The 13,865-nt window shown below is 35.5% G+C and carries 11 protein-coding genes and 1 pseudogene; 3 read left to right on the forward strand and 9 right to left on the reverse strand.

Going from position 1 to position 13,865, the window contains the following annotated elements:
* Positions 1-121: 121 nt before the first annotated feature.
* Positions 122-2,089, forward strand: coding sequence for a transglycosylase domain-containing protein (locus tag FJV36_RS08595; RefSeq protein ID WP_158730088.1), 1,968 nt, complete (start codon positions 122-124; stop codon positions 2,087-2,089).
* Between the two features lie 147 nt (positions 2,090-2,236).
* Here FJV36_RS08595 and FJV36_RS08600 read toward each other — a convergent pair whose 3' ends face one another.
* The 3 genes from FJV36_RS08600 to FJV36_RS08610 form a co-directional block, all read right to left on the reverse strand.
* Entirely contained in the window at positions 2,237-3,274 is a 1,038-nt protein-coding gene (locus tag FJV36_RS08600; protein ID WP_158730089.1) for an aldo/keto reductase, read from the reverse strand.
* A 114-nt stretch (positions 3,275-3,388) separates the two neighbouring features.
* Complete coding sequence (locus tag FJV36_RS08605; protein ID WP_158730090.1) at positions 3,389-4,330, reverse strand: OmpA family protein; 942 nt, start codon at positions 4,328-4,330, stop codon at positions 3,389-3,391.
* 188 nt (positions 4,331-4,518) lie between these two features.
* Positions 4,519-5,280: an exodeoxyribonuclease III gene (locus FJV36_RS08610; RefSeq protein ID WP_158730091.1), complete on the reverse strand. Its 762-nt coding sequence runs from the start codon at positions 5,278-5,280 to the stop codon at positions 4,519-4,521.
* 206 nt (positions 5,281-5,486) lie between these two features.
* On the opposite strand from FJV36_RS08610, the gene FJV36_RS08615 reads away from it, so the two are divergent.
* Positions 5,487-7,289 (forward strand): lysophospholipid acyltransferase family protein, encoded by a 1,803-nt coding sequence (locus tag FJV36_RS08615; protein WP_158730092.1) that lies wholly within the window; start codon positions 5,487-5,489, stop codon positions 7,287-7,289.
* 62 nt (positions 7,290-7,351) lie between these two features.
* Here FJV36_RS08615 and FJV36_RS08620 read toward each other — a convergent pair whose 3' ends face one another.
* Complete coding sequence (locus FJV36_RS08620) at positions 7,352-7,633, reverse strand: TM2 domain-containing protein (RefSeq protein WP_158730093.1); 282 nt, start codon at positions 7,631-7,633, stop codon at positions 7,352-7,354.
* 454 nt (positions 7,634-8,087) lie between these two features.
* Positions 8,088-9,026 (reverse strand): annotated as a pseudogene (locus FJV36_RS08625) (2-hydroxyacid dehydrogenase); the annotation flags it as partial.
* A gap of 135 nt (positions 9,027-9,161) precedes the next feature.
* Between FJV36_RS08625 and nhaA the strand changes: the two are divergent.
* Positions 9,162-10,322, forward strand: a complete 1,161-nt coding sequence (nhaA, locus tag FJV36_RS08630) for a Na+/H+ antiporter NhaA (protein ID WP_158730094.1) — start codon at positions 9,162-9,164, stop codon at positions 10,320-10,322.
* 70 nt (positions 10,323-10,392) lie between these two features.
* Here the strand turns inward: nhaA and FJV36_RS08635 are convergent, their stop codons facing one another.
* From FJV36_RS08635 to rsmA, 4 genes are all read right to left on the reverse strand, one after another.
* The gene (locus FJV36_RS08635; RefSeq protein WP_158730095.1) at positions 10,393-10,830 is read right to left on the reverse strand and encodes a hypothetical protein; all 438 of its coding nucleotides are present in this window, start codon (positions 10,828-10,830) and stop codon (positions 10,393-10,395) included.
* A gap of 34 nt (positions 10,831-10,864) precedes the next feature.
* Entirely contained in the window at positions 10,865-11,641 is a 777-nt protein-coding gene (gene proC, locus FJV36_RS08640) for a pyrroline-5-carboxylate reductase (RefSeq protein ID WP_158730096.1), read from the reverse strand.
* A gap of 88 nt (positions 11,642-11,729) precedes the next feature.
* Positions 11,730-13,082, reverse strand: coding sequence for a magnesium transporter (gene mgtE, locus FJV36_RS08645; RefSeq protein WP_158730097.1), 1,353 nt, complete (start codon positions 13,080-13,082; stop codon positions 11,730-11,732).
* A complete protein-coding gene (gene rsmA, locus FJV36_RS08650; protein WP_158730098.1) occupies positions 13,072-13,851 on the reverse strand; it encodes a 16S rRNA (adenine(1518)-N(6)/adenine(1519)-N(6))-dimethyltransferase RsmA in 780 nt (259 codons plus the stop codon). The genes mgtE and rsmA overlap by 11 nt, the downstream gene beginning before the upstream one ends.
* Positions 13,852-13,865: the final 14 nt, after the last annotated feature.

Consider the following 13,865-nt stretch of genomic DNA (forward strand, 5'->3'; position numbering starts at 1 on the left):
TTTCGAAAAGCAACACAGCCCTAAACAATCTATACGCTAATAGTTTATTAATCTTTACAATTAAACCTACTATTGATCAAAAAAGTTGTTATTTTAGCCACCCCAAATCAATACAGTAAACATGAAAACCACCAAACAAAAAATTGGTCTTTTTTTTAAGATACTTCTCGTGGTGATATGCCTTATTGTAGGCGCATTTTTTGTATTCAGAGATGCCGTTTTACAACAAACATTGGATAAAATTTCAAATGAAATGACGGTAGAATACAACAGTAGTTTTACGGTTGAAAATGCCTCATTTGATGGTTTGTCTGACCTTAGTATGAATGGAATTACGCTAGTCCCTCAAGATGCTGATACACTTGTTAAAATTGAAAAAATAAAAACAACGGTTAACCTCTTAAAACTAATTTCTGGCGAGGTGCAACTGGGAACATTAGATATACAAAATGGCTACATTCAACTGGTAAAAAAAGGAAAAAAAAGAAACTTTGATGCGTTCTTAAAAAAGGATCCCTCAGCTGAAAAAACCAATGAAAAGAGGGATTACGCCAAATTTGCTTATGCCCTTATCACCAAAATATTGAATTTAGTTCCTACAGATATGGTACTAGACAATCTCGCTTTTAAAATAGATGATAATGGCAATAAAACAAACATCAATTTCCAAAAACTACGTTTAGCGAATAAACAATTGGAGACATCCATAAAAGTACAAACCAACACCATCTCACAACAGTGGAAACTAAAAGGTTTTGCGGATCCAAGAAATAAAAAAGCAGACATTCAGTTTGCAAACAAAGATACAGGCGCGATTAAACTCCCTTATTTTGATGAACGTTTCAACTTGAAAACAAGTTTCAACACCATCCGCTTAAATCTTGAAAACATTGAAAAAGATGGCGATGAGCTGCACATTGATGGCTTTATGGCAATTGCCAATTTAAAAATCAATCATCCAAAAATAGCCAATAAAGATGTAGTGCTGCAAAATGCTAAGTTTGACTACCGTTTCTTATTAGGATCTGATTTCGTTTCTATTGACAGTACCTCAACGGTACAACTCAATAAGATAAAATTCCATCCCTACCTAGCCTATGACACTGCTCTTGACACGCTCTACAAACTCAAGGTAAACATCCCAAAAATGAAGGCTCAGGATTTCATAACCTCCTTACCCGAAGGCTTGTTTACGCATTTCAAAGGCATGGAAGCGAGCGGAACTTTCTCTTATAAATTGGATTTTGCTTTCAATCAAAACAAACCCAACCGTCTAGTTTTTGACAGTACTTTAAAGAAAGAAAATTTAAAAATTACAAAATATGGCGACGCCAACTTGACTAAGCTCAATGGAGAGTTTGTATACCGCGCCTTGATTAATAACGTATTGCAAAGACCTGTTCTTGTGGGTACCGCAAACCCTAACTACACCCCATTAGATCAAATTTCGCCTTACTTACAAAAATCAGTTTTAACTACTGAGGACCCTTCGTTTTTCTCTCATCGCGGCTTTATCAGTGAGGCCTTCAAACAATCGATTGTAAAAAATATTAGAACCAAAAAGTTTGCTCGTGGCGCTAGCACCATCAGTATGCAACTGGTGAAAAATGCTTTTTTGAGCAGAGAAAAAACACTTTCGCGCAAGCTTGAAGAAATTTTATTAGTTTACATCCTTGAAAACAATAGGATTGTAAGTAAAGAACGCATGCTGGAAGTGTACTTTAACATTATCGAATGGGGTCCAAATGTATACGGAATTGGCGAAGCAAGTCAGTTTTATTTCCAGAAAATACCAGCAGAGTTGTCACTAAACGAATGCTTATACTTGGCTCGAATTATTCCTAGCCCAAAGAAATTCATGTATCAGTTTAACGATCAAGGATTGTTAAAAGATTTTGCGACAAAACAAGAACTTTTTTTGACAAAAATAATGCTTCGAAGAGGACTCTTTACTCCAGAAGACACCTTGTATACTTCAACACCTATTTATATCTCAGGACCTGCACGTTCTTTTATAAAGTTCAAAGTACTAGACTCAACCTTGATAAAAGTAGATTCACTTGCCGAAGAGTCTGAGTTTGATTTCTAAATCTGCTCTAGAAACTAAAAACTCCAGCAGAAAAGACTCATTTTCTACTGGAGTTTTTGATAAGAAGGCCCAGAATGACAAGCAATAAACCAAAGTTTGCACTACTAAATATAACTAGTTGTACTTAAACTAACACTATTTTTTGAGTTACGGTGCCGGATCTGGAATTGCAGCTTGTACTGCATCAATTGCTTTTAAAACCTCTTCCGAAAGTGTTACTTGCATCGTGTCTATGTTTTCTTTTAACTGTTCTAATGTTGTCGCCCCAATGATTGTACTAGTTACAAAAGGCTGCTGTTCTATAAATGCCAAAGACAGTTCTGTCAAGGTCAATCCGTTTTTAGTTGCGATTTCATGATATAAACGAGTGGCTTGGCTACTTTGCTCGCTATTGTATCTAGAGTATTGCGGAAATAAAGTAAGGCGTGCTTTTGGATGTGATTCACCCGTTAGGAATTTTCCAGATAAAATACCAAATGCCATCGGCGAATACGCCAATAAACCAACATTTTCTCTCAGACAAACTTCCGCCGAAGCATTTTCAAAAAGACGGTTCAACAATGAATAGGGATTTTGAATCGTTTTTACTCTTGGCAAATTGTTGTATTTACTTTCTTCCAAAAAACGCATGATTCCCCATGGGTTTTCATTTGACAACCCAATATGCTTGATTTTTCCAACTTTTACAAAACTATCTAGAGTTTCCAAGACAGCGTGAATGTTATCTTCCCAAGCATCCTCTTGCACTGTGTAGCCGCGTTGCCCAAAATAATTCGTTTTGCGCTCTGGCCAGTGTAATTGGTACACATCCAGATAATCGGTTTGCAGTCGTTTTAGACTTTCGTCTAAAGCATACTTGATGCTCGCTGGTGAGAAATCTAACTTTTCTCTCATATACCCAAAATTAGGATTAGGACCCGCAATTTTAGATGCTAAGATTATCTCTTCTCTTTTACCTGATTTTTTCAGCCAGGTTCCTATAATCCTCTCAGTACTTCCGTAAGTCTCTTTGTTCGCTGGAATAGAATACATCTCCGCAGTATCGAAAAAATTAACTCCGTTTTCTAGTGCATAATCCATTTGGGCGTGACCCTCAGACTCAGTATTTTGTTGACCAAAAGTCATTGTACCCAAACAAATTTTACTAACTTTTATATCAGTATTGGGTAAAGTAGTGTATTTCATTTTTTAAAGATTCAGTGATAAAAAGGTACAAAGGTACAAAGGCACAAAGTGACAAAAGCAAAAATGTCGAGTAAAAACTCTGAACCTTTGCCTCTTTGAATCTTTGCCTCTATCTTAATTTATTTCATTCAACATCTCTGCAATTGCATCTAATTTTGGAGTTAAAATAATTTCAATCCTACGGTTTTTTGCTTTACCCTCAGCAGTGGCATTACTTCCTAGAGGTGAAAACTCTCCTCTTCCAGCAGCAGTTAGATTTTGTTTGTTAATTTTTTTATTTTCGCTTAAAATACCAACGATTGCGGTAGCTCTTTTTGTAGACAAATCCCAGTTATCTCCAATAGGACCCGATGCTGTAAAGGCATCATCATCTGTGTGACCTTCAATAAGTACAGAAATATCTGGATTGTCGCCTAATACTTTTCCTAATTCAACAACTGCTTTTTTACCTTCAGGACCTACTGCCCAACTTCCAGAATTAAAGAGGAGTTTATTCTCCATTGACACGTATACTTTCCCGTTTTTTTGCTCAACGGTCAAGCCTTTTCCCTCAAAACTATTTAAGGCTTTAGACAAGGTTTCTTTCAGTTTTTTCATACTTGCTTCCTTGGCAGCAATCAAATCTTCAAGTTCTTTTAAGCGCTGTGCATTCTTACTCAAGCGTTCTTGTTCCTGCGCTAGGGCTTTCCCTTTCTCATCCAGCTGATCCAGCAAATCCCTATTTTTCTTCATGTTGCTTAATAGTGCATCTCCACTATTTTTCTCTAGCGCAGTATAAGAATCTTGGAGCATTCTATACTGGTTTTTACTCGCTTCTAACTCTGCTGCTGCTCTGGCCAGAGCAATTGTAGATTTGTCAAGATCTGCTTTTAAGGCGTCACGATCTATTTCGAGTTGGTTTTTAGCTTGCGATAGCGCAGCATTTTCATCAGCTAAAGTTCTATTTTCTTTTTTTAGATCTGTAAATTTACTTTCTAAATCATTGTATATTTTCTTAGAAACACAAGAAGTTGATAGTGCAAGCACCAGCAATCCTATTGAAATTTTTTTTATCATTTGTTTACGTTTTTATGTTGATTCAATTATTGTTTACACCAAATTAATGAGGCTACGATCAAGCCTACAACCCCAATTATCATTGTTGTTTTCTCCTAAAAACAACTAAATTACTTCACTAAACTTTTATTTACATAGAAATTCAGTGAATTACATTTATAGCGAAGAGCGGAAAAAAGCTCCTAATACTACTCTATTTCGACCAAAATAGGGCAATGGTCTGAGTGAACAGCATCGGCTAAAATTACAGCTCTTTTTAATTTATGTTTTAAATTTTCACTTACAAGATTATAATCAATCCTCCAGCCTTTATTATTTCCTCTTGCTCCAGCACGGTAACTCCACCACGAATATTGATGCGGCTCATTATTAAAATGTCTAAAACTATCTACAAATCCAGATTTCATAAACTGATCAAGCCAAGCTCTTTCTTGAGGCAGAAATCCAGAAACATTTTTATTTCGCACAGGATCATGAATATCTATTGCTTCATGGCAGATGTTGTAATCGCCGCAAATAATAAGGTTTGGAATCTCTTTTTTGAGTTCGTTGATATAGTTTTGAAAATCATCCATAAACATAAATTTATGATCCAATCTATCCATATTTGTTCCAGAAGGCAAGTATAAACTCATAACAGACACCGAATCAAAATCAGCTCGAAGATTACGTCCCTCAAAATCCATGTGCTCAATTCCGGTTCCGTGCACGACATTATTGGGCTTACTCTTAGATAAAATTGCTACGCCACTATATCCTTTTTTTGTAGCTGGATAATAATATTGATAAGGATAACCTGCTTGCGTAATAGCATCAACTGGAATTTGATCTTCAGTTGCCTTAATTTCTTGTAGGCAAATAACATCCGGATTTGCATGCTGCAACCATTCTAGAAAACCTTTTGTAATGGCTGCTCTAATACCATTTACATTGTATGAAATAATTCTCATTAGGGGAAAAAATTGAAATTAACTATAAAGATCATCCGGCTTACTGTAGCGCCTTAATACCCAATTTAATGTATTAGTTTTAAAATATTTTTTAAAAATATACGTTTCAAATGTAACAAAAAAGTAGAAGTTTGATGTAGAAAAATAGAGAAAATGGAGATTTTTGCTATCTTTGTTTCTTGCACTAAAATAAAGAAAAAAAATACATGGGTCTAGTTACCGCGAAAGAAGTTGCAAAAGCAATCAATGCAGACAAGTACGGAGTTTTAGGTACCTTTTCTGGCTGGCTATTAATGAAAGTGCTAAAAATCTCTACTTTGAATAAAGTGTATAACAGAAACAAACACTTAAAAGAGGTCGCTTTTTTGAATGGAATTCTTGATGATTTAAAAATAAAATTCGAAATCCCCGAAGAAGACTTAAAAAGATTACCAAAAGAAGGCGCCTATATTACCATCTCAAACCACCCTCTTGGCGGAATTGATGGGGTTTTATTATTAAAATTAATGTTAGAACGCGAGCCCAATTTTAAAATTATCGCCAATTTTTTATTGCACCGCATAGCTCCGCTAAAAAAATACATCATGCCTGTAAATCCTTTTGAAAATCACAAGGATGTAAAATCAAGTGTGGTAGGAATTAAAGAAACACTTCGTCATTTAAGTGATGGCAAACCTTTAGGTATGTTTCCTGCAGGTGAAGTCTCTACTTATAAAGATGGTAAGTTAATGGTAGACAAACCGTGGGAAGAAGGCGCTATTAAGGTCATCAGAAAAGCACAAGTTCCCGTTGTACCTATCTATTTTCATGCAAAAAACAGCAGGTTATTTTATTTGCTTTCTAAAATTAGTGGGACTTTTAGAACCGCAAAATTACCCTCGGAAGTTTTTAGCCAAAAACGTAGAATAATCAAAGTACGTATAGGCAAACCAATATCTGTAAATGAGCAAAACGAGCACACTACTATTGAGGAATACTCTGAGTTTTTAAGGAAAAAGACCTATATGCTGGCTAATCCATTTGAAAAAGAAAGCCCATTTTTACCTACTCCTACGTTAAAAATTCCTAAAAGTCCAAAAACGATTGTTACGGCTGCAAGCCAAGACAAAATGATCAAGGAAGTAGAAGGATTACGTACCACAGATTGCCGCTTACTGCAAAGTAAAAACTACGAAGTATTTTTTGCAAGAGCTTCTAAAATCCCGAATATTCTTCATGAAATAGGCCGTCTACGCGAAATTACTTTTAGAGAAGTAGGTGAGGGCACTAATGAATCTATAGATCTTGACAAGCACGATCAATATTACCACCACTTATTTTTGTGGGATAACGAAGCTAACAAAATTGCAGGTGCATACCGAATGGGATTAGGAGCCGAAATTTACCCTAAATACGGTATAAATGGTTTTTACCTCAACGATTTATTTAGATTTGAACCTGAATTATATGACATGATGCACAAATCCATAGAAATGGGTCGCGCGTTTATCATTAAAGAATACCAACAAAAACCAATGCCGCTTTTCCTGCTTTGGAAAGGAATTATGCATACTACATTGCGTTATCCAGAGCATAAATTTTTATTAGGCGGTGTGAGTATTAGCAATCAATTTTCTGATTTCTCAAAATCGTTGATGATTGAGTTTATGAAATCTAATTATTATGATCCTTATATTGCGCAATATATTCATCCAAAAAAAGCATATAAAGTCAAACTTAAAGATGCCGACAAAGATTTCATTTTCAACGAGACTGAAGCTGATTTGAACAAATTTGACAAAATAATTGACGAATTGGAACCTGGCAGTTTGCGCTTACCTGTTTTGATTAAAAAATACATCAAACAAAACGCCAAAGTTGTAGCCTTTAATGTAGATCCACTATTTAATAACGCGGTAGATGGCCTTATGTACATAAGAATAGCTGACATCCCGGAAAGCACTATGAAGCCAGTAATGGAAGAATTTCAGGCCGAACTAGAACGAAAATTAGTAGAAAAAGAAGATTAATATCAGTACCATTATATAAATCCCGTCTCGTCCTAAAAAGATAAGACGGGATTTTTTATGTTTTAAAACCATGCCTTTTTACCTACTTGATACGTTTGATAAAACTCTTCATCTGATTTTGTTAAATAAATAATCCCTTCTATAAATCCTAACAAAGTAGTTACGGTTCCACAGGTAAACAAACTAATCAATAACCAAATAATTCCTTCGGTGGTGTAACCCAAAAAAAACTTATGAATTGCTAACGGTCCTAAAAGAATAGCGAGCAACCCAGCTGGAAGTTTCTTATTATCTTGTCGGTTATGTTGGGGTTGATTCCAAGCTTCGTATTTTTGATTTTCCATTGTTAGTCAATATTGGTTAATTAAGTAGTTTATGTATTCTAGTTTATAAAAATACCGATTAAATAGGCTCCCAAAGTTCTATTTTATTTCCTTCACAATCCAGTATGCAAGCAAATTTTCCGTACTCATAAGTCTGCATATCACCCACAATTGTTACACCTTCTTGTGTTAATTTTTTCAATAATACCGCTAAATCATGCACTCTAAAGTTTTGCATGAACTCTTTTTTGCTTGGTTCAAAATAAGTAGTATCTGCAGCAAAAGGCGACCATTGCGTAGAACAATCCGCACCGTTCTTATCTTTCCACAAAAAAGTAGCTCCGTATTGATCTGTTTTTAAACCCAAATGCTTTTCGTACCAAGCCGTTAAACCTTTAGGGTCATTGGACTTAAAAAAGAAACCTCCAATTCCAGTTACGCGCTCTTCTGGCTCGATATCTTTGGCTTGACCAAAATACTTTAATTTGATTTTATCTACAATAACTTGTGCTAATCGTTCCTTACTTTCTAAGGTCCAACCGGCAATATGAGGTGTTAAAATTACATTTTTAGCTTGCAGTAAACATTGAAACGCTTCGGGAGTATTTTTGTCACTGAAAAGAGTTTCAAAAGAAAGTTTTTCATATTCTAAAACATCAAGACCCGCACCAAGAATTTTTCCTGATTGTAAAGCCGCTACCAAATCTTGGGTGACTAGATTGTTCCCGCGTGAGGTGTTGATAATCCAAAATGGCTTTGCAAAGTTGTTGATAAAAGTACTATTAATCATTTTATCAGTTTCTGCAGTCCAAGGCACGTGCAAGCTTAGCACATCAACTTCTTGCTGAAAAGTATCGAGTGTTACTTGCTTCGCATTGGCATCGCCTACGTTTTCTAGAATGTCGTAGCAAAGTACTTTTACATCAAAACCTCGAAGTTTTTTGGCAAAAGATTTCCCCATATTTCCGTAGCCAATAATTCCTACCGTTTTACCATCAAGCTCATGACCTCTATTACTTTCACGGTTCCACTGCCCTGCTCTAACTTCTTGATCGGCTTGATTTAAATTATTAAACAATGACAAAATCATTCCTAACGAATGCTCTGCTACAGCATTCCTATTACCTTCGGGCGCGGCTATAAGCGTAATGCCCTTTTGGGCAGCATAATCACAATCAATACTTTCTAATCCAGCACCCACACGGGCTATAAACTGTAAATTTGTTGCCTTGTCTAAAAATATTTTGTCAATTTTAAAACGACTCCGAATCACGATTCCATGATAATCCTCAATTTTTGATTCAATTTCCTCCTTTGAAGAAATATAATCACTGTGATTATGAAAACCAGCCGCTTGAAGTTGATCCCAGAGTACAGGATGATTGCTGTCTATGTGAAGGATGTTGATAGCCATATGTTCTAAAATTTGATTACTCAAATAAACAAAAAAAATACGGTTTATGGAGTAAACGAATGCCATAAGCCTTTAAAATTGTAAATTTGTACTTTGTATTTATGGTATCAGTACAAAGCAAACTCAAAACAGGAAATGAAAGTAACAAAAACATTTAAAGCCTTTTTTGAAAGTGAAAAAGCAGGAGGTATCTTATTACTTTTTGTGACTTTACTTTCAATTGCATTAGCAAACTCAGCAGTACAAAACAATTATATTGCATTTTGGGAAACCGAAATTGCAAGTCATTCCATTACCCACTGGATTAATGATGGTTTAATGACCATTTTCTTTTTATTGATAGGTTTAGAGTTAGAACGAGAAATATATCAAGGAGAATTATCTAGTATTAAAGATGCTACTTTGCCTATTTTTGGCGCTTTGGGGGGAATGCTGGTACCGGCAGGGATTTTTTTACTACTAAACTTTGGTACGATTACACAAATCGGAGCCGGAATTCCGATGGCAACAGACATTGCTTTTGCAATAGGAATTTTATCGCTTTTAGGCAAAAGAGTTCCTACCTCTTTAAAAATATTCTTAACCGCATTGGCAGTCATTGATGATTTAGGAGCCATAATAGTCATTGCTGTATTTTACACGGATAGTATTGACTACATCAATCTTGGAATTGCATTTGCTATCATGGGCGTTTTATTTATTTGTAACAGACGCAACGTGCACCAACTCTTCCCTTATTTAATAGGAGGAGCAGCAATGTGGTATTTTATGTTAAATTCAGGAGTTCATGCTACGATAACAGGAGTTTTATTGGCCTTTGTGATACCATTTGGAGATGGAAGCAAAAAAACTTCTTCTTACCGTTTGCAACACTTTTTGCATTATCCAGTGGCCTTTTTTATCCTACCATTGTTTGCCATTGCCAATACAGGAATTGCAATTAGTGCTAACTGGCAAGAAGGTTTAAATCATGCCAACACGATAGGAATCATTTTAGGACTTGTTATAGGAAAGCCTTTGGGAATATGGTTATTCTCCTTTCTAGCGGTAAGTTTAGGTATTTGTACACTGCCCAAGGATTTAAAATGGAGTAGTATTCTGGGCGCAGGAATGCTGGGAGGCATAGGATTTACCATGTCTATCTTCATCACATTATTGGCTTTTAAAAACGATGGTGAAGAAGTAATTACTTACTCTAAAATTGCCATTTTAATAGCCTCTTTTATTGCAGGAACAATTGGGTTTTTATGGCTCAAGTTCAATCTAAAACCGCTTAAAATTAAAAAAGCTATATAAGATTATCTATATGCTTCAAAACCAAAAAAACCTCATTTTTTGAACTAAAAATGAGGTTTTTTTTGGATTATTAAAAACGTTTTTTAGAAAAAAACAAGGCAAAACTATTGCCAAAATTATCTCGTATAAACAAAAATAGTATTGCTACAAAAATGATAATTTGAGGTAAAAAAAATCTGTTCAATACAACAAATTGATAACATAAAACAGCCCCAAAAACCACTTGAATTCCTATCATAAGACCCAAACCTAATTGATAAGTAATACTTGCATTGATAGTATAGGTTTGTATTTCGCCTGCTTTTAAGGTGATTTCTTGCGTTTGCTGTGTTTTGCCGTCAGCTATTAGCAAACTATAAGTTCCAGGAGCAAGCGTTATTTCTTTACGGTTATTTTTATAGTTCATTTCACAGTCTAACTCATTTGCGATTTGTACATTGTAATGATAAGACTTGTTGTAAATATCAGCACTTTTTGACATTCTGATTATTAGAGTCCCTGCATTCATAATCAAGTATTTTTTTAGTTATAGTTGATACTTTTTATCCTTTAATTTGTTTCAAAGAAGTTTTAATTCCGCGGATTAAGGACGAACTAAAACCATGCATCTCCATTTCATTTAACCCGGCAATGGTACAACCCTGAGGCGTAGTAACTCTATCAATTAATTGTTCAGGATGTATTTTTTCTTCTAAAAGCATTTGTGCTGCACCTTTAACGGTTTGAGCAGAAATGGCCAATGCCGTTTGCCAATCAAATCCTATTTCGATACCTGCTTGCATAGAAGCACGAATGTAACGCAAGGCAAATGCAGTTCCGCTGGCAGCAAGAACCGTTGCCGCATCCATCAATTTTTCATCAATAATAGGTGCTGTACCTAATGTTTGGAATAGCGATACAACTTGCTGCGCTTGATCCGTATCTTTTTCATGAAAAGCAATACAGGTTGCCGATGCTCCAAATTGCGCCGCTATATTAGGCATTATCCGAATAGCACTATTTGTATTCCCTATTTTTTCTTGTAATTTCTCTATAGATAATCCGCTAACGGCTGATGCTACAATTTTTTGAGACACAAAAGGTAGAATTTCACTCAAAACCGTATCTACTTGGTATGGTTTTATGGTCAAAATAATGACATCAGCCTCTTCTATTTGATGTACATTATTACTGGTTACAGTGGCACCTAATTTTTCCAGATACGTAATGGAGGTCACGTTTCTTCTGGTTATGGTAATCTTGTTTTCTGGTGAAAACTGAGACAATCCCAAAGCGATTGCTACACCTAGGTTTCCTCCTCCAATAATATGTACTTTCATAGTGGTTGTGGTTTTACTCTTCTAACCCCATTCAAAAGAAAGGGAATTATTACGGAAAAGTGTTGGTTAGTTAAATAATTAAGCTTTTTTAGAATCCTAAAATCATTTTTGCTATTGAAAAATAAATTAAAATTCCGCAAATATCGTTGCTAGTGGTAATAAAAGGTCCTGTTGCTAAAGCTGGATCAATCCCAAATTTATCAAGCAATAACGGAATAGAAGTTCCAATTAATGACGCAATAATAATTACTGAAATTAGCGCAGTAGTTACAATAACCCCAATAATAATCTCAACATTTAATAAAAAATGACTTCCTATAAACAATATACACGCCAATATTACGCCGTTTAATAAGCTCAATGAAACTTCTTTTATCAACCTATTAAACAAGGAACCACTCAAGGTATTGTTAGCCAAACCTTGTACAATAATTGCCGAAGATTGCACCCCTACATTTCCTGCCATAGCCGCAATAAGTGGTGTGAAAAAGAATAAGTTTCCGTGTTGTAGCATGGCACCTTCAAAAAGCCCCAATACTTTTACAGAAATAAAACCACCTAATAAAGCTAAAACCAGCCAAGGCAAGCGTGCTTTTGTGTGCTCAAATATGCTATCATCAGCTTCTACGTCTTGTGAGATACCCGCTGCTAACTGGTAATCCTCGTCTGCTTCGTCCTTAATTACATCTACAATGTCATCAATGGTAATTCTACCGACTAACCTTCCTAATTCGTCCACAACAGGAATGGCTTCTAAATCGTACTTCTGCATAATACGAGCCACCTCAACATCCTCAGTATCTACTTTAACCGAGTTTAATTTTCGGATATAAACATCATTAATAGGCGTTCTTGACGAGGTAGTCAACAAATCCTTAAGTGACAAACGCCCTTTTAAACGGTCTTCATCATCTACCACGTAAATGGAGTGTACTCTGGAAATATTTTCGGCCTGAATGCGCATTTCTTTCACGCATGTAAGCACATTCCAGTTTTCATTGACCTTAACCAACTCCTTATGCATAATTCCACCTGCGGTGTCCTCGTCATAGCGCAATAAATCAACAATATCTTTGGCATGCTCCACATCCTGAAGCTCTGATATTACTTCGGCTTTTAAGTCTTGCGAAAGCTCTGCAATAATATCCGCAGCATCATTGGTTTCTAGTTCATCTAATTCCTCCGCAATTTCCTTTGGCGAAAGCCTGCTTAATATATTTTCACGCAAATCATCTTCTAATTCCAGAAGAATTTCGGCGGTTTTTTCACTGTCTAAAACTTTAAAGATGTACGTAGCTTCATTAAAGTCTAGCTCGTCTAGAATTTCGGCAATATCAGCATGGTGCATGTCATTCAATAACACTTCCAGTTGCTGGTCGTTCTTGTTTTGAATGAGTTGCTCTAATTCTTGTATTAGTACTTTGCTGATTTTAAACTCCATCGGCTTCTATTTTTTGAGTAAGGGAAATAAATTGTGCTACATCTAATTGTTCTGGACGAAGGTTAAAAATTTCATCCTCACGTAAAGCATCTGACAAATTTAAGGTCTTTAAGCTGTTACGTAACGTTTTTCGCCTTTGCTGAAAAGCGGTTTTAACTACTGTGAAAAATAATTTTTCGCCGCAAGGCAAACTATAATCTTTTTTACGGCGTAACCTTAAAACTCCAGATTTTACTTTGGGTGGCGGATTAAAAACATTTTCGTCTACGGTAAACAAATACTCCGCATCATAAAAAGCTTGTACCAGTACCGAGAGAATTCCATACGCCTTTGTTCCTTTCTTTTCACAAATACGTTCTGCTACTTCTTTTTGAAACATACCAGCAAACTCTGGTATTTGTTCTTTGTATTCTAATGTTCTAAATACAATTTGCGTTGAAATATTATAAGGGAAATTCCCAATTATAGCAAACTGTTTCCCTTCAAAAATTTCATTGATGTTGTATTTCAAGAAATCTTTAGAGATAATTTTATCTTTCAATTTTGGATAATTAGCATCCAGATAGGTTACTGATTCGGTATCAATTTCAATAACGTAGGTATTTACAGGTTTATCCAATAAATATTTTGTCAAAACTCCCATTCCCGGACCTATTTCTAAGACATCATCATACCCTTCTAGGTTTAGCGTATCAGCAATATCCTTAGCTATACTTTCATCTTTAAGAAAGTGTTGTCCTAAGTGTTTTTTGGCGGTTACTTTTTCCATTTTTTTGCTGAACT

It is taken from the genome of Flavobacterium sp. I-STPP5a (assembly GCF_009764685.1).
Classification (GTDB): domain Bacteria; phylum Bacteroidota; class Bacteroidia; order Flavobacteriales; family Flavobacteriaceae; genus Flavobacterium.